Annotated in this window: 22 protein-coding genes; 9 read left to right on the plus strand and 13 right to left on the minus strand. The window is 42.8% G+C overall.

What is annotated here, in order from left to right; all coding sequences use genetic code 11:
- Window positions 1-151: 151 nt before the first annotated feature.
- Entirely contained in the window at window positions 152-652 is a 501-nt protein-coding gene (gene luxS, locus JU57_RS10245; protein ID WP_037960552.1) for an S-ribosylhomocysteine lyase, read from the minus strand.
- Window positions 653-736: 84 nt separating this feature from the next.
- On the opposite strand from luxS, the gene JU57_RS10250 reads away from it, so the two are divergent.
- The 3 genes from JU57_RS10250 to JU57_RS10260 are packed head-to-tail and all read left to right on the plus strand — an operon-like array spanning window position 737 to window position 3,550.
- Window positions 737-2,560: a Na/Pi symporter gene (locus tag JU57_RS10250; RefSeq protein ID WP_037960555.1), complete on the plus strand. Its 1,824-nt coding sequence runs from the start codon at window positions 737-739 to the stop codon at window positions 2,558-2,560.
- Window positions 2,557-2,796, plus strand: coding sequence for a hypothetical protein (locus tag JU57_RS10255; protein ID WP_037960557.1), 240 nt, complete (start codon window positions 2,557-2,559; stop codon window positions 2,794-2,796). The genes JU57_RS10250 and JU57_RS10255 overlap by 4 nt, the downstream gene beginning before the upstream one ends.
- Window positions 2,789-3,550, plus strand: coding sequence for a hypothetical protein (locus JU57_RS10260; protein WP_037960560.1), 762 nt, complete (start codon window positions 2,789-2,791; stop codon window positions 3,548-3,550). Before JU57_RS10255 ends, JU57_RS10260 begins: the two co-directional genes overlap by 8 nt.
- 291 nt (window positions 3,551-3,841) lie before the next feature.
- Here the strand turns inward: JU57_RS10260 and JU57_RS14245 are convergent, their stop codons facing one another.
- Both JU57_RS14245 and JU57_RS14125 read right to left on the minus strand, forming a co-directional pair.
- Window positions 3,842-4,045, minus strand: a complete 204-nt coding sequence (locus JU57_RS14245; protein WP_363915065.1) for a sigma-70 family RNA polymerase sigma factor — start codon at window positions 4,043-4,045, stop codon at window positions 3,842-3,844.
- A complete protein-coding gene (locus tag JU57_RS14125; RefSeq protein WP_294877095.1) occupies window positions 4,029-4,298 on the minus strand; it encodes a sigma factor in 270 nt (89 codons plus the stop codon). The genes JU57_RS14245 and JU57_RS14125 overlap by 17 nt, the downstream gene beginning before the upstream one ends.
- 140 nt (window positions 4,299-4,438) lie before the next feature.
- Between JU57_RS14125 and JU57_RS10275 the strand changes: the two genes are divergently transcribed.
- Window positions 4,439-4,633 carry a hypothetical protein gene (locus JU57_RS10275; protein WP_037960562.1) on the plus strand — a complete coding sequence of 65 codons (195 nt, stop codon included), beginning with the start codon at window positions 4,439-4,441 and terminating at the stop codon, window positions 4,631-4,633.
- A gap of 48 nt (window positions 4,634-4,681) precedes the next feature.
- Here the strand turns inward: JU57_RS10275 and JU57_RS10280 are convergent, their stop codons facing one another.
- The 3 genes from JU57_RS10280 to JU57_RS10290 all read right to left on the minus strand — a co-directional run bounded on the left by JU57_RS10280 (window position 4,682) and on the right by JU57_RS10290 (window position 9,911).
- Complete coding sequence (locus JU57_RS10280) at window positions 4,682-5,344, minus strand: superoxide dismutase (protein WP_294877110.1); 663 nt, start codon at window positions 5,342-5,344, stop codon at window positions 4,682-4,684.
- 183 nt (window positions 5,345-5,527) lie between these two features.
- A complete protein-coding gene (nifJ, locus tag JU57_RS10285; RefSeq protein ID WP_037960567.1) occupies window positions 5,528-9,091 on the minus strand; it encodes a pyruvate:ferredoxin (flavodoxin) oxidoreductase in 3,564 nt (1,187 codons plus the stop codon).
- A gap of 181 nt (window positions 9,092-9,272) precedes the next feature.
- Window positions 9,273-9,911 (minus strand): HAD family hydrolase, encoded by a 639-nt coding sequence (locus tag JU57_RS10290; protein ID WP_294877098.1) that lies wholly within the window; start codon window positions 9,909-9,911, stop codon window positions 9,273-9,275.
- 69 nt (window positions 9,912-9,980) lie between these two features.
- On the opposite strand from JU57_RS10290, the gene JU57_RS10295 reads away from it, so the two are divergent.
- Window positions 9,981-10,784 carry a DUF4197 domain-containing protein gene (locus JU57_RS10295; RefSeq protein WP_037960573.1) on the plus strand — a complete coding sequence of 268 codons (804 nt, stop codon included), beginning with the start codon at window positions 9,981-9,983 and terminating at the stop codon, window positions 10,782-10,784.
- Here the strand turns inward: JU57_RS10295 and JU57_RS10300 are convergent, their stop codons facing one another.
- The 3 genes from JU57_RS10300 to JU57_RS10310 form a co-directional block, all read right to left on the minus strand.
- Window positions 10,785-11,588: a mechanosensitive ion channel domain-containing protein gene (locus JU57_RS10300; protein ID WP_051906808.1), complete on the minus strand. Its 804-nt coding sequence runs from the start codon at window positions 11,586-11,588 to the stop codon at window positions 10,785-10,787.
- 24 nt (window positions 11,589-11,612) lie between these two features.
- Entirely contained in the window at window positions 11,613-12,626 is a 1,014-nt protein-coding gene (locus JU57_RS10305; RefSeq protein WP_037960579.1) for an OmpA family protein, read from the minus strand.
- Between the two features lie 85 nt (window positions 12,627-12,711).
- Window positions 12,712-14,205 carry a peptide-binding protein gene (locus JU57_RS10310; RefSeq protein WP_037960582.1) on the minus strand — a complete coding sequence of 498 codons (1,494 nt, stop codon included), beginning with the start codon at window positions 14,203-14,205 and terminating at the stop codon, window positions 12,712-12,714.
- 365 nt (window positions 14,206-14,570) lie between these two features.
- Between JU57_RS10310 and JU57_RS10315 the strand changes: the two genes are divergently transcribed.
- The 4 genes from JU57_RS10315 (at window position 14,571) to JU57_RS10330 (ending at window position 17,381) form a co-directional block, all read left to right on the plus strand.
- Window positions 14,571-15,131: a GNAT family acetyltransferase gene (locus JU57_RS10315; protein WP_037960583.1), complete on the plus strand. Its 561-nt coding sequence runs from the start codon at window positions 14,571-14,573 to the stop codon at window positions 15,129-15,131.
- Window positions 15,132-15,244: 113 nt separating this feature from the next.
- Window positions 15,245-15,820 (plus strand): DNA-3-methyladenine glycosylase I, encoded by a 576-nt coding sequence (locus tag JU57_RS10320; RefSeq protein ID WP_037960585.1) that lies wholly within the window; start codon window positions 15,245-15,247, stop codon window positions 15,818-15,820.
- Window positions 15,810-16,166: an MmcQ/YjbR family DNA-binding protein gene (locus JU57_RS10325; protein WP_037960587.1), complete on the plus strand. Its 357-nt coding sequence runs from the start codon at window positions 15,810-15,812 to the stop codon at window positions 16,164-16,166. Before JU57_RS10320 ends, JU57_RS10325 begins: the two co-directional genes overlap by 11 nt.
- 69 nt (window positions 16,167-16,235) lie before the next feature.
- Complete coding sequence (locus JU57_RS10330) at window positions 16,236-17,381, plus strand: iron-containing alcohol dehydrogenase (RefSeq protein WP_037960622.1); 1,146 nt, start codon at window positions 16,236-16,238, stop codon at window positions 17,379-17,381.
- A 23-nt stretch (window positions 17,382-17,404) separates the two neighbouring features.
- Here the strand turns inward: JU57_RS10330 and JU57_RS10335 are convergent, their stop codons facing one another.
- The 4 genes from JU57_RS10335 to JU57_RS10350 form a co-directional block, all read right to left on the minus strand.
- Window positions 17,405-17,878 (minus strand): DUF523 domain-containing protein, encoded by a 474-nt coding sequence (locus JU57_RS10335; RefSeq protein WP_037960590.1) that lies wholly within the window; start codon window positions 17,876-17,878, stop codon window positions 17,405-17,407.
- The gene (locus JU57_RS10340; RefSeq protein ID WP_037960593.1) at window positions 17,875-19,272 is read right to left on the minus strand and encodes a chloride channel protein; all 1,398 of its coding nucleotides are present in this window, start codon (window positions 19,270-19,272) and stop codon (window positions 17,875-17,877) included. Before JU57_RS10340 ends, JU57_RS10335 begins: the two co-directional genes overlap by 4 nt.
- A 159-nt stretch (window positions 19,273-19,431) precedes the next feature.
- Window positions 19,432-20,592, minus strand: coding sequence for a formate-dependent phosphoribosylglycinamide formyltransferase (purT, locus tag JU57_RS10345; RefSeq protein WP_037960595.1), 1,161 nt, complete (start codon window positions 20,590-20,592; stop codon window positions 19,432-19,434).
- Window positions 20,593-20,866: 274 nt separating this feature from the next.
- Window positions 20,867-21,443, minus strand: a 577-nt coding sequence (locus JU57_RS10350; protein WP_294877106.1) for an IS982 family transposase, incomplete at its 5' end; no start/stop codon positions are given.

The following is a 21,443-nucleotide window of genomic DNA, read 5'->3' on the forward strand; positions in this document are numbered from 1 at the left end:
ACGTTAAAATGAGTAGAGTTTCTTTAAACGATCGTTTAAAGAAACTCAGAGCATCAAAGATGCGAGGGCTTTCCGCCGAGGAAAACCCAGTGTTAACGTAGTTTTTAAAGCTTTGCTTTAAAAGCGTGTCAAGAGTTTTGCAAAAACTCTCTTATAGTTTTGACGTATCGAGTTTAAGCGCTTCGTTATCCATCACACCAATTTCGGTGCTTAAAATGGTCGAAGCAATGTCGTGCGCTTCATCCAACGAGTGCATTTTATAGGTTCCGCACTGATAAATATTGAGCTCAGGAATATCGTTTTCACTCTTGACATGTAAGATGTCATCCATCGAAGCTTTCCACGCACTCACCACGCGTTTAGGCTCAGGTGTGCCGATCAAACTCATGTAAAAACCGGTGCGACAGCCCATCGGTGAGATGTCGATAATCTCAACGCCATTGCCATTGAGATGGTTGCGCATAAAGCCAGCAAAAAGATGCTCAAGCGTGTGAATACCGCGTTCGGGTAAAATCGCCTCATTGGGTTTGCAAAAACGAAGATCAAACACGGTGATCTCATCGCCATGAGGCGTTTTCATCGTTTTAGCGACTCTCACCGCGGGTGCTGGCATTTTGACGTGATCTACACAAAAACTATCGAGTAATGGCATTTTTAGTCCTTTTTTTCGGCAATTATATCGAAAAAAGTGTACAATTATTTGCCCTTCAACTACTTTACATGTAAAGGAAAACCTGTGAAACGTCTGTCACTTTTTATCGTTATCATAGCGCTTTCGTTTACCTTTGTTTACAATCAAAATCTGCTTTCGATTGCTGCAGGTGTCGCCATTTTTCTCTTTGGCATGAAAAATCTTGAAGAGGGATTTCGTTTTTTCGTGGGCGGACTGCTCGATAAATTTCTCAAAAAAATCACCGACAGTCTCTACAAAAGCATCCTGTTTGGAACGGTCATCACCACGCTGATGCAATCCAGTGGTCTAGCCGCTGTCATCGCGATCTCCTTTATCAGCGCAGGGCTCATCAGTGTCGCGCAAGGCATTGGCATCATTTTGGGTGGCAACATCGGTACGACCACGGGGGCGTGGCTAATTGCAGGGCTTGGACTCAAAATTAGCATCGCGACCTACGCTTTGCCAATGCTTGTTTTTGGCATGCTTTTCATATTCCAAGAGAGCAAACGTCTTAAAGGCATCGGTTATGCCCTTGCCGGTCTTGGCTTCTCCTTTTTGGGCATCGCCTACATGAAAGAGGGATTTGACGCTTTTAAAGCCACCATTGATCTCACCCAATACGCCGCCGATGGATACACGGGCATCCTTCTTTTTGCCATCATTGGAGCGGTCATGACCATCGTCATGCAATCCTCGCATGCCTCGTTAGTGTTGATTTTAACCGCACTTTCCGCGTCACAAATCACCTATGAAAATGCGATTGCGCTGACCATTGGAGCCAACATTGGCACAACGATTACGGCTATTTTAGGGGCTCTTGGCGCTGGAGATGAAGGTAAAAAACTCGCAACCGCACACTTTTTGATTAACACGTTAACGGGTTTGATCCTCATCGGTTTTGTGCCACACTTTATCCATTTTATTGACCATACTGCACCATTTTTTGGGATTGCAGAGCAAGATTACACGCTGAAACTCGCCCTCTATCACACCTACTTTAACCTCTTTTGTGTGCTTCTCTTCGCCCCACTTGTGCACCATTTGGTCAGCCTGCTCAATTACTTTTTTCAACCCAAAATCACGGCTGAGAACGCCATTGATGATGTTTTATACATCAGCGATGTTGCGCTCGATTTTCCAGACACGGCTCAAGCGACTCTTTTAAAAGAGACGAAACATCTCTACAACAATGTCGTTGACATTATTGCGCAAGGCTTAAGCGTCACCAAAGAGGACATCACCTCTGGCATGGAGATCGAAGATATTTTAAAAAGGCGCGATCAAGCCTTACATGTAAACATGGATGCGTATTATGAGAGGCGCATTAAAGAGATCTACGGCAAGATCATCACCTTTGCGATTGTGGCGCAAGGGAAATTTTCCGATGTCACAACTCAGCAATTTATCCCTATCAAAAATGCAACCATTGGGATTGTTGAGGCGTTTAAAGCGGCAAAACACATGCAAAAGAACATGCTTCGCTACCTCGAATCGGACAACGAATACATCAAAAATGAGTACAATCACATCCGTAAAACCCTCATCAAACACCTGCGCACCATACAGATGATCTTCAACACTTCCGAAGAGGATGTCGCCATTTTACTCTTAAGCAAACTCCAACTCGATGCTCAAAACTACGACATTGCCGCCAATAAATCACTCGACAATCTCATTCGCACCAATAAAATCACCTACACCATGGCAACCTCACTGATGAACGACACGAGCTATGCCTACACCATCGCTTCTGAGCTTAGCAAAGTTGCGCACACGCTGTTCGTTCATGCCACGTCCGAATCCACCGAAGGTCGAGAAGCTTTGATCTTAAATGAAGCCGAAATAAGCGACCTAACACACGCCTCAAGCCCAAGGAGTACCTCATGAGCGGCTTAAAATTTATCCAAAAGATGCAAGAATTATTTGGGCTGAGCCCCGAAAGTGCCGAGTCTACGAAAAAAAAAGCGGTCAAAGAGCTTGTCAAAAAACTCAAACTCAGACACATTCTCTTAAAGCAAGAACTCAAAAATGAGACCGATTTGATCAAACGCGAAGCCCTTCACGATAGCATTCAAATCATCAAAAAACAGGTGAAAAAAGGGAAGGAAATCGTGGATGATTAGACACGGCTTTTTGGCTTTGTTTCTCTTGTGTGGTTGTGTAGCACCCAATCAAGAGAAGATCGGTGAAGTACTGCAATCGCATGGTGCGACCTCGTTACAGTATGATTTTAAAAAAAGCGTGGATAACCTCATCCTCTACAAAGAGAAGCTCGATCTTCGCAATCCCAATAGCTTTAGCAAAGAGAGTCAAAAATACATTTTTACGGAGATGCAAAACGCTAAAAACACAATTCGCATGCAGTACAATGGCGCGTACCTCACAACGTACGACGACTACCTTAGGCTCGCGTTTGATAAAAACAGCACGATTCCCGAGCGTAACGATTTTCTCATTTTAGGCATTTACAAACTCTTGTGGGAGAGCTACAAGATCGGTGAAGGGCATCAAATCACCACGCTTTCTTACGATGAAGAGCGCTTTAAAAAGCTCTACTATTACCTTGAAGTAATCAAATGGAAGATCAAAACAGGCAAAGATGACAAAGGTCGCTACCTCTTTCTCACATGGCAAAACAACTGGCAAGTCGAGTTTCAAAACAAACTTCTTATGGGGCAAACACCTTCATGGGAGATGCTTGAAAATCTCCCTTCCATCAAAAGCCGCAAAGAGAGCATTCAAGACCCTTCCAACTTCAATTTTGAGATTCTGCTCAGCCAAATCATCTTCCACGTCAAAAACAGCGCAAGACTCATCGGCAAAGAACCTGTGGATGTCGGCATCGACGCAATGATCAGCGTGGTACTCTTTTTGTAGGCTTTACATGTAAAGAGGCAAAATTCTCTTTAATTAAAACTCCATTTTCATAGAAAGTGCAATATTTCGTGGTTTGCCAAAGGAACTAGAACTTCTCCAATACTCTTTATTCGTTAAATTTGTGATATTAAGGAGAAAGATTGTAGGGATTTTATCGAATTTCGTTTTGTATCTAACACCTCCATCATAAACAGTATAAGAAGGAATAATATCTGTATTGGACCATCTCTGTATGATTCCCCAATCCAATAAGCCCCTCCCGTTAGTGTTAACCCTTTGATGGATGGAATATCATACTCTGTTCTTTGAATTGAAAAACGGCTCTGGTGATATTTTTTTAACCGCATTGGTGCTAATGCCCATCATCTGAGCGATCTCTTGCCTTGAGTAGCCTTTGTAGTAGTACAGAACAAACGCTTTTTTATTTTGAGGTGAGAGGTTTTTGATGCACGCTTTTAAGGTCTCTTGCCTTATCTGCTCATCGAGTAGCTTCAGTGTTTTGAGATGTGCATCCGCAGTGCTTCTCTTCTTCGTAGGGCGTTTGTGTCAGCATTTTATCTCTTCGTGCTTTGTCGATGGCAAGATTGAGTGCTACTTTGTAGAGAAATGCTTTTTGGATGATCGTGTTTGATTTTTTACTCGCTTCCAAAACTTTGGCATACGTCTCTTGGGTTAGGTCTTGCGCCAAGATTTTATCCCCCGTAAGCCTTTGCGTGTAGCCCATAATCTTATCATAATATTCTAACATTCAACCAAAGCCCTACCGTATAATTTTGATAATGAATCTTATAAACTATTTTGGCTTCAAATCTTCTTAACCTTGATCTTCCTCAATCTTTTCAGGATTTTTTTTAACTATAATACGTCAAATTTAATAAGGAGTTTTCAATGCAAATCAATGCAATGCACGTCTGTAATGTCTGTTTACGCACCAGTGAAGAGAGTCATGGAGCGGTTTTTATTCAAGCGGTTAAAAATGGCGAGGAGATTCATGTCTGTACGAGTTGTATTCCTCATATCATTCATGGCAGTGGTGATATTGTGAAGTCAAACGCACAAGTCGAAGCTGAACTTCAAAACTAAAACAGTTTACATGTAAGGTTTTCACACCTTACATGTAAATCTTTTTGACTACTTCAGTGCCGCATCAAAACGAGCATTGACTTCGTTCCAATTGACCACACTCCACCAATTTTTCAAGTAATCTCCTCGTTTGTTTTGGTATTTGAGATAGTAAGCATGTTCCCAAACATCCACTGCTAAGATCGGCGTTCCTTTAACATCTGCCACGTCCATCAGCGGATTGTCTTGGTTAGGCGTTGAGGTAATCGCAAGTTTTTTATCGGGAGTCACTATCACCCATGCCCAACCTGAGCCAAAACGCGTTGCGCCTGCTTTTTCAAAGGCTTCTTTCATTTTATCGATACTTCCAAAATCACGCTCAATCGCTTTTTGAAGCGTTGCAGAAGGTGTGCCACCTTTTCCCACAGGTGCCATCAGTTTCCAAAAAAGATCGTGGTTATAATGCCCTCCACCGTTGTTTCGCACGGCTGCATTGTATTTAGACATCGACGCCATTATCTTCTCAAGGCTCAACGTGGAAAGTTCAGGATAGGTCGCGACTTGCGCGTTAAGATTGGTAACATAGGCTTGATGATGCTTATCGTGATGGATCTGCATCGTCTCTTTATCGATGGCAGGCTCAAGCGCATCGTTGGCATAAGGCAAAGGGGCTAGCGTAAACGCATCTGCCATCGCGAAAGGAACGAGAATCCAAGCAAATAAAAACGCCATAATACTCTGGCGCGACATAGTGGATTGAAACATTTGAAACCTCCTGAGATTAAAATAGATTACGTTCGATTTTATAGAGGTTAGCGTTAAATGAAGCTTAGAAAGATAAGGGGATTTTTGGCTTAAGATAGAAAATAAAAAAGAGCAAAAGTAAACTACTTTTGCTCTTCAACGAAGAAGTTTTTACGCCTCTTCAACCTCATTTGAAAAGTCAGCCATTGCTAAACGGTTGAGTTGTCTCCACCTACGTTGTGCATCTTTTTTATTGTGGTCAAAGAGTGCTTGTGCATGCTCTGGATTTGACTTTTTAAGTGACGCATAACGAACTTCGTTCATCAAGAAATCATCATACAATGACCAATCAGGCTCTTTTCCTGTAATTTTAACCGGGTTTTTACCCTCTGCTTCAAGGCGTGGATCGTAGGTATAAATCGGCCAGTAACCGCATTTGGTTGCAAGCTCGCCTTGGTTACCTGATTTGCCAAGACCACCTTTAATACCATGTGCGATACATGGAGAATAGGCGATAATGAGTGATACACCAGGATACGCTTCAGCCGCTTCAAACGCTTTAATCGTTTGCGCTGCAGAGGCGTTTGAGTTGATTTGTGCCACAAAAACATTACCATAAGTCATAGCGATGTAGCCAAGATCTTTTTTCTGGCTAGGTTTTCCTGCCGCTGTAAATTGAGCGATAGAACCTGCACGAGAAGATTTTGAGCTTTGACCACCGGTGTTAGAGTAAACCTCCGTATCAAGAACCAAGATATTCACATCTTCACCACTCGCGATCACGTGATCGAGTCCACCGTAACCGATGTCATACGCCCAGCCATCTCCACCAAAAATCCATTGTGATTTTTTAGAAATGTACTGTTTGAGGCTTAAAATGACCTCCGCACCAGGTGCTGTTGGGTTTGCTTGTAAAAGAGGTACTAAAAGATCACGAATCTCTTCACTTTTTGCTCTATCGTCTCTAAACTCGATCCAGTCTTTATAGAGTGCTGCAATCGCATTCGGTGCTTTTTCAATCGACGCGTCCATGACAGAGTGGATTCTATGACGCATGGTTTCATTGGCAATGTGCATACCAAGACCAAATTCCGCATTATCCTCAAAGAGTGAGTTACCCCATGCCGGACCATGACCTTTGTCATTTTTACGGTACGGTGTTGAAGGCGCAGAACCGCCGTAAATAGAAGAACATCCTGTCGCATTGGCGATCATCATGCTATCACCAAAGAGTCTGGTTGCAAGCGTGATATAAGGCGTCTCACCACATCCTGGGCATGCCGCGTGGAACTCAAAGAGTGGTTGTGCGAATTGAGCACCCTTTACAGTATTTTTAGAAAGAATATCATCTTTATACGTTACTTTTTTGAAGAGGTAGTCTGCATTTTCTTGCTCACCCGCTTCAAGACTCTCACCTAGTGGAACCATCACAAGAGATTTCTCTTTGGTTGGACATGCTTCAACACACAGATCACATCCAGTACAGTCAAGGGAAGAGACTTGGATTTTGTATTTTAGACCTTTAAGCTCTTTACCTTTGGCTTCAAGTGCATGGGTTTTGACACCTTCAGGTGCGAGCGCAAACTCTGCATCATTGATAAGGAATGGGCGGATAACAGCATGTGGACAGACAAAGGCACACTGGTTACATTGAATACAGTTCTCTTCGATCCATTTTGGAACCGTGACACCAACACCACGTTTTTCATACTCCGTGGTTCCATGCTCAAAGGTACCATCTTCATAGCCCTTAAAGACTGAAACAGGTAGGCTGTCTCCTCGTGCTGCGTTGACTGGTTTGGCGATTGCTTCAACAAATGGTGTACCTTTGTACATCACGACGTCTTGTGTTTTCACTTCATCTTTAAGATTTGCCCACGAAGGATCAACCTCAACTTTAATCAAACCATTTGCTCCTACATCAATTGCTTTGTAGTTGAGCTCAACAATTTGATCACCTTTTTTGTGATACGTTTTATACGCTTGCTTTTTCATGAAAGCTTGTGCTTCTTCAAAATCAATGATCTCGGCAAGTTTGAAGAATGCAGATTGCATAATCGTATTGCTTCGATTACCAAGTCCGATGTCGCGAGCAAGTTTGGTTGCATTGATAATGTAAAACTGAACGTTTTTGGTTGCTAAAATGCGTTTGACTTTATTAGGAATACGTTTAATCGTCTCATCAGCATCCCAAATGGAGTTCAGAAGGAATGTTCCATGCTCTCTAATACCATCAATGACGTCATACAACTCAAGGTATGCAGCCACGGAACAGGCGACAAAGTGAGGATTAGAAACAAGGTAGGTTGAGCGAATCGGGTGTTTTCCAAAACGTAAGTGAGAACGGGTAAATCCACCTGATTTTTTGGAGTCATAAGCAAAATACGCTTGTGCATACATGTCGGTTTCATCACCGATGATTTTAATCGAACTTTTATTTGCGCCTACCGTACCATCTGCACCGAGTCCATAGAACAGACACTCTTTCGTTTCAGGCTCACCCAAACTGATCTTCTCTTTAACATCCAATGATTTAAAGGTAACATCATCAAAAATACCAATGGTAAAGTCATTTTTGGGCTCAGCCAATTTGAGGTTTTCAAAAACAGCCAACATTTGTGCTGGATCAACGTCTTTTGAAGAGAGTCCATAACGTCCACCAACGATGATCGGCGCATTTTTATGACCATAAAATGCAGAGCGCATATCCAAATACAATGGTTCACCGATAGAACCTGACTCTTTGGTACGATCAAGCACAGCAATTTTTTGAACAGATTCAGGCATAACATCCATCAAGTATTTGATGCTAAATGGGCGGTAAAGATGAGGGGTAATCAAACCAACTTTTTCACCTTTGCTCATCAAATAATCAATCGTCTCTTTCAAACACTCAGTCACAGAGCCCATCGCAACAATGATACGATCAGCATCTTTTGCACCATAGTATGTGAAAGGTTTATAATCTCGTCCTGTTACTTTTGAGATTTCAGACATATAATGCGCTACGATGTCAGGCAACGCATCGTAAAATTTGTTTTGCGCTTCTCTGCCTTGGAAATAAATATCATCATTTTGTGCTGTACCACGTGTTTTAGGATGCTCTGGATTCAGCGCTTCATCACGGAAACGTTGAACCGCTTCTCTATCCAGCAATCTATCAAAGACAGCATAGTCCATCACTTCAATTTTTTGAATCTCGTGCGATGTTCTAAAACCATCAAAAAAGTGCATAAAAGGAATACGCCCTTTAATGGCACACAAATGCGCAACACCTGCTAAGTCCATGACTTCTTGAACCGAACCAGAAGAGAGCATCGCATAGCCTGTTTGGCGAGCAGCATACACATCTTGGTGATCACCAAAGATTGAAAGCGCATGGGTTGCAAGGGTACGAGCAGCGACATGGATAACACTTGGAAGTAATCCACCTGCCATTTTATACATATTTGGGATTTTAAGTAACAGACCCTGAGAAGCAGTATAGGTCGTTGTAAGGGCACCTGCTTGAAGCGAACCATGTACGGTTCCAGCTGCGCCACCTTCACTTTGCATTTCAACAACTTTTACAGGCATACCAAATAAGTTTTTTTTGCCTTGGCTTGCCCAAATGTCGGTAAAATCCGCCATTGGAGAAGAAGGTGTAATTGGGTAAATGCCTGCGACTTCGGTAAAGGCGTAAGATGCGTATGCGGCAGCTTCGTTACCATCCATAGTTTTCATGACTTTTGCCATTAAATTCCCCTTAGATTATAATTGTTATACGTACATTCATTTCTGATGATTTTCCCATTCTACTTAGCATTCTCTTAATAACTCATAAATGAAAGTTAACCACCTATGATTTAATAATCGTTTAACCAAGCCTTACGCAAAATCATAGTCTAACAATATGATAAAGATATAATAAAAAATACTAAGGGTGTTGTCCAATCATTGTAATCGCATCTAGGGCATCACGAACAATCAAAGAAGTGTATTTTTGTAACTCATACTGCGTGCTGTACCCACAGAGCACGCCTATACTTTTCACGCCAGCCTCGTTTGCACAGATAATATCCATGGGTGTATCGCCAATCATCCAAGTCTGAGCAGGATCCGCATTCAGCGCTAATAATGCTTTTTGAATGGGTTCAGGGTGAGGTTTGGGATGCGTCACAGACTCTCTTCCGATCAACACTTTAAAATGGTGCATCACCCCTAAATGCTCCAAAAGCTCTTCAGAGTACTGTGCCGTTTTAGTTGTTACAATTCCTAAAATCGCCATTTTTGAAGCTCGCGTGATGGCTTCGTGTGCCAGAGGCAACAGTGTCGTTTTTTTGCGTGAAATCAGTCTGTAGTGCTCTTTGTAAGCACACACATACGCATCCGCGTCCAAGGCGTCAATGCCCAGCATCGTAAACATCAGATCAAGGGGATGACCAATGAGTTTTTTGATCATGTCATCCTCTGGAACTACGCGTCCAAAGGTCTCATAGGCAACGCCAAAACTTTCCAATATGGCATCGGTTGAATCGATCAATGTGCCGTCTAAATCAAATAAAATTGTCTTCATCTTCACCCTTAATACTTCTTTTACATGTAAAGTACTATTATAACTTCAAGACCATTAAAAAGGAGCTACATGCTACCCAAAAGCCTGATACTTTTAGCGCCCCTTATGCTGTGCGCTGCCAATTGGCAAGACGCTGTTAATAGTGCTGTGAGTGCAACCTCCACACCCAAAACAACGACCTCAAGTAGTTCAACAACCTCTCAAAGCAGTGCCACATCAGGCGTCAAAGAAGCCCTGAGTCTTGGAGCACAACACGCTGTGTCATTGTTGGGAAAAGAGGGAGGATTTTTAAACAACAGTGCCGTTAAAATTCCACTGCCTTCTTCGATGAAACCCATAGCCACTGCGGCTGAAAAACTCGGTGGCAAAAGCTATGTGGATGATTTTGTCAAAACAATGAACACCGCAGCAACCAAGGCTGTTCCAAAAACGGCTTCGATTCTGAGCGATACGATTTCAGGTATGAGTGTCGAAGATGCGAACGCGATTGTCAAAGGAAGTAACACCGCGGCGACGGATTATTTTAAAACAAAATCAGGCTCCAAACTGCTTAGTGCTATTATGCCAATCATCAAAGAGAGTATCAGTGAAAACCAAGTGATGAGCTCGTATCAAAGCCTCAAAGGGTTTGCAGGTGGCAGTAATGCGACATCAGGCGTTTCAAACAATGCGCTGGTAGGACAAGCCTCATCGATTGCAAAAGGTTTGGGAATGGGAGATTCTGTTCCAAGTGGTGATGAGAGTATCGAAGATTATATCGGGAGAAAAACGCTCGATGGACTTTTTTATATGATTGCAGAGAAAGAAAAAGCACTGCGAAACAATCCACTCTCTAGTGGAAGTTCTATCATTCAGCAGGTTTTTGGGAAATAGTTATACGAGAGGTTTTTCAACGAAAGGAGGATGAGGAATACTGATCCTCTTTTCATCAAATGCGAGTTTGACTTTTTCCGTAATCGCAAAGCTAACAGCAACACTGTCTTCGTTTTTCACCCAAAAACGTACAATCAATTTTACGCTCGTTTGTGCTAAATCGCTGACGGCTACAAAAGGAGCAGGATCTCTTAAAACTTTCTCTTCAGCATCAACAATGGTTTGAAGTGTCTCTTTGGCAAGACGAAGATCGTCTTCATAGCCAATGTTAAACACAAGATCAATGCGAGAAGTTGGTTTGGCGGAGAAGTTGATGATGTTTTTACCAATCACCGCAGAATTGGGAATAATAATCTGCCTATTGTCCGCTGTTTTAAGCACAACACTAAAGAGATTGAGCTCTTCAACCGTACCATTTTCTCCGGCAACTTGTACCGAATGACCGATTTTAAACGGTCGGAAAAAGACGAGTAAAATACCCGCTCCTACATTGGAAAGTGTGCCTTGAAGCGCAAGTCCAATGGCCAGACCCGCTGTGCCAAGAACGGCTAAGAAAGAGGTGGTGTTTATCCCTAGATTGCTTAGAGCTGCTAGGATAATCACCACCAAAAGACCAAAATAGATGACATTGGAAAAAAAGCTGGTAATGGTCTCGTCAACTTTCGATGTACGCATCCCTTTCACAACAATCGCTGTTAAAAGGGCTGCAACTCTTTTACCGATAAAGAAAATCAGTAAAGAAGCAAGTACTTTCATCCCGTAAAGGGTTATAAAATTGACAACCACACTCCAGCTAAAATCCATTGGCACGCTTACGATCCTCTAAAATTATTTTTTGAAAATTGCGTCAACTCTTCTGTTTTCAGCACGACCTGCTTCAGTGTCATTGGTCGCAACTGGTTTGCTCTCACCATACGCTTCAGTCGTTACTTTAGCACCAGCAACACCAAGGTTTCCAAGGGCTTTTGCGACTGCTTTTGCACGTTGGTCTGAGAGTTTCATGTTGTACGCATCACTTCCTTTAGAGTCTGTGTGACCTTCAAGAACAACACTGTATCCTGGATTTTGTTTCATAAAGTCTGCCACTTTTTGAATTTCAGGCATAAATTCTGGTTTGATCGTTGATTTATCAAAATCAAATGTTACATGTAAACGAATGATTTTAGTACAACCGTCTGCATCAACAACGGTACCCTTTGGAGTGTTAGGGCATTTGTCTTTATCATCATAAACACCATCATTATCGCTGTCTTTTGGAGCAACTGGTGCTGCAACCGGTGCTGGTTTTGGCTCAAGTTTTGCGGCTGCAACCGGTGCTGATTTTGCATCGAAAGGAATGGTAAAGCCAAGGCTGTAGAACATGTTATTGTCCCCACCGTGGAATTTAATGGCATGGCGAACTTCTGCTTTAAGGGCAAAACTATCGGTTACCCAGTATTTTACACCACCGCCGTATTGTGCAAACATACTGTCTCTGTTTTGAAGTTGCTCATTGCTAAGATCTTCGTAACCAATACCCACTAATGCGTACAATGCAGTCTCTGGAGTCATTTTGTACTCTTTAACCAAGTTACCATAGTAACGGTTAAAGTCAGTACTGTCGTTTCTGCCCGCTTTATAATCAATGTTGTCAGATCTGTCATAACCAAGCTCGAATTGATCGAAGATAGTGTTATCAAGATTGATACCAAATCTTAAACCATAGGTTAATTGTTCTTTAAGATCAAGATTACCTTCTGGATAAACACCACCAATAGTTGGTGTTACCTCGTAGTTGTATGCAGTTGGTGCTGCAAATGCCAAAGATGTTAATGCCGCCAATGAAAACAATGTTTTTTTCATTTCATATCCTTTAAACTAATATTTCTAACATTCTGTGTGTGAAGGAACAAAGTATAGCACAAATTTAGGCAAAGAAAAATTAAGGTTACGGTTTAATCCAATCAATAAGGTTGTGCGAAACCCCAATGATCGAGCTTGAGACGGGTGTTATTGCTTTATTGACCGCTGTGATTTCATTGGGGATGACTAAAAAAAGGTAGGGATTATCCGCAACAATTTTGGCAAAAATTTCTTGATAGAGTGCATCAAATTTCTCTTGATCCACTGTTTTTTCTGCCTCTTTAATCAATTGATCTACCTCAGCATTTTCATACCCAATAAAATTAAACCCGCCTTTACGGATGGATTCACTGTGCCAAATGGTGTAAGCATCGGGTTTAAGCCCCATCGACCATGCCATTAGCACAGCATCAAATTTGTGAGGAAAAATAACGGTATTTAAAAACGCTTGCCACTCTACGGCGCGAAGTTTCATCACAATGCCTGCTTTTTGCAACTGGTACTGCAACACTTGGGCACCTGTTGTGCGATTCGCACTCGTGGTGAGCTCAAACTCAAACGGATGGTTTTCATCATAACCTGCCTCTTTTAAAAGTGCTTTGGCTCTTGGAAGGTCAGGTTTTGGCGCTTTGACATTCGCATTAAAGGCACCTGTGCCTGGTAAAAAAGGTCCCGTGCAAACTTTGCCATGACCAAAATACAAAATATCAACCAACTCTTGACGATCAATCGCTAACGAAAGCGCTTCTCGAACCCTCGGGTCTTTAAACTTGTCAGACTTAAGGTTAAACCCCACATACGAAAAACTGTGAGAAATCTCTTCATACAAGGTATAGTGTTTGCGAAAATCTTCATCAATTTGTCGCTCTAACTGCAAAGGGCTCAGCGTTCCAAGATCGAGTTGATGAGACTTGAGCATCAAAAACTCCGAAGAAGGATCAGGAAGATAGTGAAAAATCATCGTATTGATGTTAGGTTTATGAATAAAATAGTTTGGATTAGCCGTTAAAACGATGTCTTTGGAGATGTTAAACTGGCTGAGTGTGTAAGGACCCGTTCCGCGCGGATTTTGGTTGAATTTGCTTGTCATCAAATCGGCTTCATTCTTAAGCAGATGTTCTGGCAATATCTCCATCATCCACACATCAAGCGCTTTAAAGTACGGGTATTTGTACTTCACTTCCACGGTCAAATCATCCAGCATCTTTACATGTAAAATGTGCATAAAGCTTGAAGCGTATGGCGTGAAAATCTTAGGAGAGATAATCGTCTCGTAAGTAAAAAGCACATCTTTCGCACTCAAAGGGGTGCCATCACTCCATTTCACGTCTTTTCTTAGCTTAAAAATCAGTGTTGTATCATCTAAAAAAGTGTAGCTTTCCGCAAGTTCGGGAGTAATGTTGGCATCTTTATCGTATGTCACCAATGCGTTAAAAATCCATTTTGCAACCGTTGAGCTTGATGAATCGGTTGAAAGAATAGGATTGAGTCTGCTCGGATTGGCGGAGATAGACAGATGCAAGGTACTGGCTAAGACATTACATGCAAAGAAAAAAAGGAGGATTAAAAGTGTTTTCATGAAGAAATTATACCACACAGAATCATTCTGCCAACATCATTCGTAAGCTTTAGTGTGCGTAGTTAAAATAGGCTTCTTCTAAACTTGAATAAGTCTTCTGCCTCGTAAGAGGCTAGCTTTAGTGCCTTAGCGGCTAGCGTAGTAAAAAATGAAAAAAGCTTCCAGACCGGGCAATCTGGAAGCTGTCTTAAAAATGGTTAAGTGATACACAAAAAGGAGGTAACTGTCTTGGTAGTGAAAGTATAGAGGAGTTGTTTAAACGCTCTATTAATCTTTCATAAACAAAAAGTTAATAGGAGTTTTTTTCTCTCTTTTAGTTTATTTTAGCGTGAGACGCAGTACAATTTGCCTAAAAAAGGAGACGTATGCAGCTAAGCATTGCAACACTGAATGACATCGATGATGTGTTAGAACTTCATAGCAAGTACCAAATAGACACGATCACCCCTGAAGATAAAGAAGATGGCTTTGTAACCACATCCTTTACCAAAGAGCAGCTTACCCAACTCATCAACGAAGAGAACGCCTTATTTATTGCGCGTAAAAATGGTACGGTGGTTGCATATGTGATGTGCGGTTCGTGGAAATTTTGCTCTATTTGGCCTATTTTCACCCAGATGATTCACGACCTTCCCAATCTTCGCTATTTGGGGCAAACGATCACGACCGAAAACTCATACCAATACGGTCCCGTTTGCATCGACAAAAGCGTGCGAGGCAGTGGCACACTTGAAGCGATTTTTGATTTTGCACGAGAAGCGATGAGCAAACGCTACCCTATTTTGGTGACCTTCATCAACAAAGTCAATCAACGTTCTTTCAAAGCGCATTCAAGGCTTGGACTGGAAGTCATCGCAGAGTTTTCGTTTAATAACAATCACTACTACGAATTGGTCTACGACACCTCTAAAACATTAAACCATTAGCCTAATCGGTTCGTGGTTTACCGCTTTACATGTAAAGATGTGACACATCGTTTCTGTTCATTAACTCTCTTGCGCTACAATCTCATAACGATACTTCTGCTTGAGGAATGATAATGGCTCCAAATCTTTCACGCTGTGGCTGGGTCAAACTGAGCGATCCTACTTACGTGGCGTACCACGATGAAGAGTGGGGAAAACCGCTGCACGATGAGCGCTCCCTTTTTGAACTTTTTTGCCTTGAAACCCAATCTGCTGGGCTGAGTTGGCTTACTATTTTGAAAAAAAGAGAAGGCTTTCGCAATGCGTTTGCCAGTTTTGTGCTTGAAAAAGTGGCGCATATGGGAGAGATGGATGTGGAGCGCATCTTAAGTGAAGGCGAAGTCATTAAAAGTCGTCCAAAAATCGAAGCGATCATCACCAATGCCAAGCTCTTTCAAGCCATTGTCAAAGAATTTGGCTCGATTGATAGCTATTTTTGGGCATATGTGGGTGGGAAAACGATTGTCAACGATATTCCTGATTATAAAACGGCGGCGTGTACGTCATCTATCTCCGACACGCTGACCAAAGATCTGAAAAAACGGGGCTTTAAGTTTGTAGGTTCAACCACGATTTACGCCTTTATGCAAGCGTGTGGCATGGTCAACGACCACGAAAACAGTTGTGGGTGCAAATACTATGACCTTTGACATTCTCAGCGACTACTGCCTCAGCCACATGGGAGCAATTAAAGAATATCCGTTTGATGAAACGACCGCCGTGTACAAAGTCGGCAATAAAATCTTCGCCCTTATCGATGAAGAGAGTCGCCCTCCTCGCATCAACGTCAAATGCGATCCCTTCTACGCACGAGAACTGCGCGAAATGTACACGAGTGTCATCGCGGGGTACCATATGAACAAAAAACATTGGAATACGATCATCTGCGAAGGCGAAGTAGACGATGCGTCGATCTTTGAGTGGATCGATGACTCCTACGACCTTGTATTTGGCTCCCTCTCCAAAAAAGCACAAAATCAGATTTATAGCTCATAAAAATCTTTACATGTAAAGATTTTTATGCAAAATGTCTTTATCATAGCATCATCAAAACAAGGAGAACTTATGGTTGATTTTACGTATCACAACCCCACAAAAATTGAATTCGGAAAAGGCAAAGAAGAACTTATTGGCGAAGCAATCGCCAACGATGCGATTACCAAAGTATTACTCTGTTACGGCAGTGAGCGCATCAAAAACGATGGTCTGTATGAAAACGTTACTGCCCGTTTGAGCGAAAAAGGCATCGCGTGGGTGGAGCTTTCAGGCATTATCAGCAACCCCATCCTTTCCAAAGTGCACGAAGGCATCGCCATTGCCAAAGAAGAAAAAGTACAAGCCCTGCTTGCCATCGGTGGTGGTTCTGTTTTAGATAGCGCCAAAAGTATCGCTGCAGGTGCGTTATACCATAGCGACGTTTGGGACTTTTTCATTGGCAAATCCGTCATCGAAAAAGCACTTCCTGTGTATGCCATCATGACCCTTGCCGCCACGGGAAGCGAGATGAATGGCTTTGCCGTTGTCACGAACGATACGATACAACAAAAGTACAACATCGCCTCCATTCATGTCTACCCAAGACTCTCGATTCTCAACCCAGAACTCACCAAAAGTGTCCCCAAAAATTACCTCGCCTACTCTGCAGTTGACATCATCGCGCATGTGATTGAGGGCTATTTAACGGCAAGTGTTCAACCCCATTTTCAATCGCGCATGGTAGAGGGCATCATCCAAACCGTCATGGAAACGACGGAGATTTTGCTTCAAAATCCTGACGATTACAATGCACGGGCTGAGTTTACCTGGGCAGCGACCCAAGCGCTCAATGGCTCAACAACCGCAGGCACCAACCCAATGCTCTTTCCAAACCATATGATCGAGCATTCGCTCTCAGCGCTCTTTAACATCGCGCACGGTGCAGGTTTGGCGATTGTGATTCCGGCGTGGATGAAATGGTATCACACGCAAAATCCTGCGCAATTTAAACGTTTTGCGCAGAAGATTTTTGGACAAAACAGTGCGGAAGAAGGCATTGTGGCATTGAAAAGTTGGTTTGCTAAAATCGGCGCACCCGTGAGTTTAAAAGAAGCTGGCATTAACGCCGATGCCATTCCAGCTATTGCCGCCAATGTATTTCTAGCAGCTGAGAGACAAGGCGCGCAGGAAGTGTACACCCAAGACGTTATCGAAACAATTTTGCATAACGCATAACAATAAAAAGCAATAAAAAGGGGTCACTCCCCTTTTTGCCTCCAAAATGCTTCCGCTAAGCCCAACTCTTCCTCACTAAAAACGACAATACCACTCTCTCTTAGAAGCTTACATGTAATCCCCGAATCATTCACGCGCGTGCTTGTAAAGGTGCCATCGTAGATGATGTCTTTACCACACGATGGGCTTCTGGCTTTTAAAATCGCCATGCAAACACCCGCTTCTTGAGCCATTCTCAAGCTCTCTTTAGCACCTTTGGCAAAGGCAACGCTGACATCTTCACCGCTCTTACACATGACCGTGGTCGTTCCTTCGATAACTTCGCAAGGAGGGCGAGGTACAGCCAGTCCACCGAGCACTTCAGGGCATAGTGGAACCAAAACACCCTGCTCCTTCCACGTTTCCAGAATCTTTACATGTAAAGCATTATTGCCGCCATCGTATTTGACATTTTCACCGATCAAACAAGCGCTGATGAGGATTTTTCGCTTACTCATTCAATATCATCCTTAGCATTTTTCACTTGCCATCGCAGGCTCTTATATCGCAAACGATTGCGAAGGCGTTTGACTTTATCAATATCTTTCATATCGATGCTGATGGAAGTATCATCAAGGTCATTTCCTTTGCCAATTGTGATATTATCCGCCTTGTTCAATGCCAATTTTTGAGACTGAAACACACTGCGATGTCCCGTAATCAAAAAGGCGATCACCACGCTCAGTGCCGCGTAATTTGCCATATGCACGCCAAATAGCTCCACCGCCATAATGATCGAAGCGATGGGAGAGTTGGTCGTTCCTGCAAGCACGCTTACAAATCCCAGTGCTGCAAAAAGTGCGATGTGATCGCCCGTAAGATGCCCAAAGACAACACCACTCGTCGCGCCCACGTAAAAAACAGGGGTGATAATACCTCCGCTGCCACCCGAGCCCAGCGTTATCGCGGTAAAAATGGTTTTGAAAATGAAGTCGTACCAGTGAACATTATCGGAGATGAGCGTACTTGGGCTAAGGGCATCACGAATCGTTCCAAGCCCAAGCCCTAGATAACTCTCCGAGAGAAAATAGGAGACAATGACCATCACCAATCCTGCAACAAAGGCTTTTAAATAGCGATTGTACGGAATCGTTCTAATCCCTATTTCTATTTTATTGACCGCGGTGATAAACAGGTCTGAGACAATGCCAAAGAAAACACCGGCAATAACCACTTGCCCAATCAATCCAAAATCCAAATTAAACGCGCGGTACATATTGATGTCATAATAGTGATACGTCACACCCAAAAACTGCGCGGTGGTAAACGCGGCAAATCCTGCGATAAACGAAGGCAGCAAAACATCGTACATAATCACACCGATAATAAGCACTTCAATCCCAAAAATAGCCCCGGCAATAGGCGTGCCAAACACCGAAGCAAACCCTGCGCTGATACCGCAAATGACCAGTTTTTTACGATCGGACCTGGAGAATTTGAGCAGTGTTGCCACAAACGAAGCCGCTCCTGCACCGATTTGCGCACCTGGTCCCTCTTTTCCGACCGAACCGCCTGAAAAGATCGTCAACACCGTAGCAACCAGTTTGACAGGAATGACTTTGGCATTGATGTAGCCATCGCGCTTATGCACCGCTTCAATGACTTTTTCCGTGCCATGTCCCGTTGCGTTTTGGTCAAACGTTCGCACGATCCACGTCGTCAGCATCAACGCAAACGGAAGGGTAAAATAAAAGGGAAAAGGGAGCAAACTCCGCGTCTGCTCTGCGGTAGAGAGGATGTTAAGAAAGACGGAAATCAGTCCGCCTATCATAATGCCAACGGCTGAAGAGAGAAATAACCATTTGGAAACGCTAAAGAAGATCACCGTCTGTTCAACGACATGTTTATTCATAAAAACTCTTTAAATTTTGGGCTTGTTACTATTTTTTATAACGTCTCTTTGGCAAAGCCAAAGAGACTACGCTAGCCACTTTGGCGCTAAAGCTTGCCTCTTTCGAGGCAGAAAACTATTATAACCCTCTTTTGTAAATTTTTTATAAATATTTAAACATTATCCGATGATCGACGCAATAATCTCTTTAGCCCTTCGCTTCGCCGCTTCGACTTCATCCAAAACAAGCGCCACCGCCATGCGTCGTCCCACATGGCTCACAGGTTTTCCAAAAATACGCACAAAGGAGTTTTTGCAAAATGCACTCTCAGGAATGGTCAGTGTCGGCACATGCTCTTCGTTTGAGCTTTTAAACGCCCCACTCGCACCTGAGCCATAAAAGGTAAAGTCCAGTGGCAAGCCCAAAACCGCTCTTACATGTAACGCAAATTCGCTCTGGCTTTGCGTAATCATCGTGACCATTCCTGTGTCGTGTGGACGAGGGCTGAGCTCACTAAAATAGACCTCATCGTCTTTGACAAAAAACTCCACACCAAAGAGCCCTCGACCACCCAAACCGTCCGTCACCGCTTTTGCCATCATCTGCGCTTTGGTTAACACTTCAGGTTTCATCGGTACAGGTTGCCAACTGAGCACATAGTCGCCATTTTCTTGAATATGCCCAATCGGCTCACAAAAGACCGTCTCTTTGCCATTGCGCACCGTCAAAAGCGTGATCTCATAATCAAACGGCACAAATGCCTCAACGATCAACTCGCTTGCATCACCGCGTGCTTCTTTGGCGATCTCCCACGACTTTTGGATGTCCGAAACACTACGGATCACACTTTGACCATGACCGGATGAGCTCATCACCGGTTTCACCACGCACGGAATGCCCAGTATTTTCGTCGCTTCGTGCAGCGCTTCGAGCGTTTTCACAAAAACGTAACCACTGGTTTTGAGGCCCAACGTTTCGGCAGCAAATTCACGAATATTTTTACGATTCATCGTCTTTTTCACTGCGTCCGCATTCGGGATGACGCAAAAGCCCTCTTTCTCCGCTTCGATGAGTGCGTCAATGCTAAGGGCTTCCACTTCTGGCAAAATGTAAGTCGGCTTCTCACGACGTATCACCTCCAAAAGCTCCTCTTTATTTTTCATGTTGATTACATAGCTTTTATTGGCAACCAAATGTGCAGGTGCTTGAGGATACGAATCAACCGCTACGGTTTCAATGCCTAAACGCGTGGCTTCAATGACCACTTCTTTGCCAAGCTCGCCACTTCCTACGAGCATGATTTTGGTACTGTTACTTTTAAGGGGAGTTGTAAAGTGCATGATGTCCTCTTTGCGTTAGTTTAAGCCATTTTACACAAAAGTGGTTTAAGAAATGAAAGCGTTTTAAAATTTTAGAACACTTGATTGGATATACTTTTACGATCTTACATGTAAAGGTTTTTCGTGGAAATTTTTGGAAGTATCCTTGCTATCGTCGTACTTCTTAGTTTTTTGTGGCTTCTTATGCAACCTCGAAAACAACCAAAATCCAAAGAGCAAAGACCAAAAGAGATATACCAAATTTACCAATAAAGACTACAAATAACCCAAATTGCTAGTTAAATACTAGCTTTTGTTTATCCTGAGGAAGCTTTAAAAAACAGTCAATGCTGTAAGCTGTCAGGAAAAGCTTGAGCTTTGTTAAAAAGCCACCAATACTTGTTGCCTTAATCACTTTGCCAAACTTAGCGGTTATCATAGAAAAGGCAGTTTCAACGCCTTTTCTGATTCTACGCTTGGCATAATAGTCTTTGGTATTTTCTCGTTGCCTATTGTTGCGCTGTAAAGGGGATAAATCAATACCAAATGATGCCAAAAATAATGTCAGCTTTGATGAAACATATCCTTTATCGCCTATAGCTAAAGAGTGGGAAGGACGTTGTGGCAATAATTTGTATGCTGCTTTGACATCATGCATGGATCCATGTGAAATATAACATCTCACAGGTGATTTATCAGTTGTCACCACCATATGCACTTTAAGACCATAAAAAAATTTACACGTTGAAGCATTAAAACCTTTCAATTCAGGTGCTCTCCATAAATGGCATCGTTTTTCTCGTGTTATTTGGCACAATTCTACCGGAAAAGAATCGACTGAATAAATCTGTGAACCTTCTAGTTTTATGAAT

This window comes from Sulfurospirillum sp. SCADC, assembly GCF_000743525.1.
Lineage (GTDB): Bacteria > Campylobacterota > Campylobacteria > Campylobacterales > Sulfurospirillaceae > Sulfurospirillum.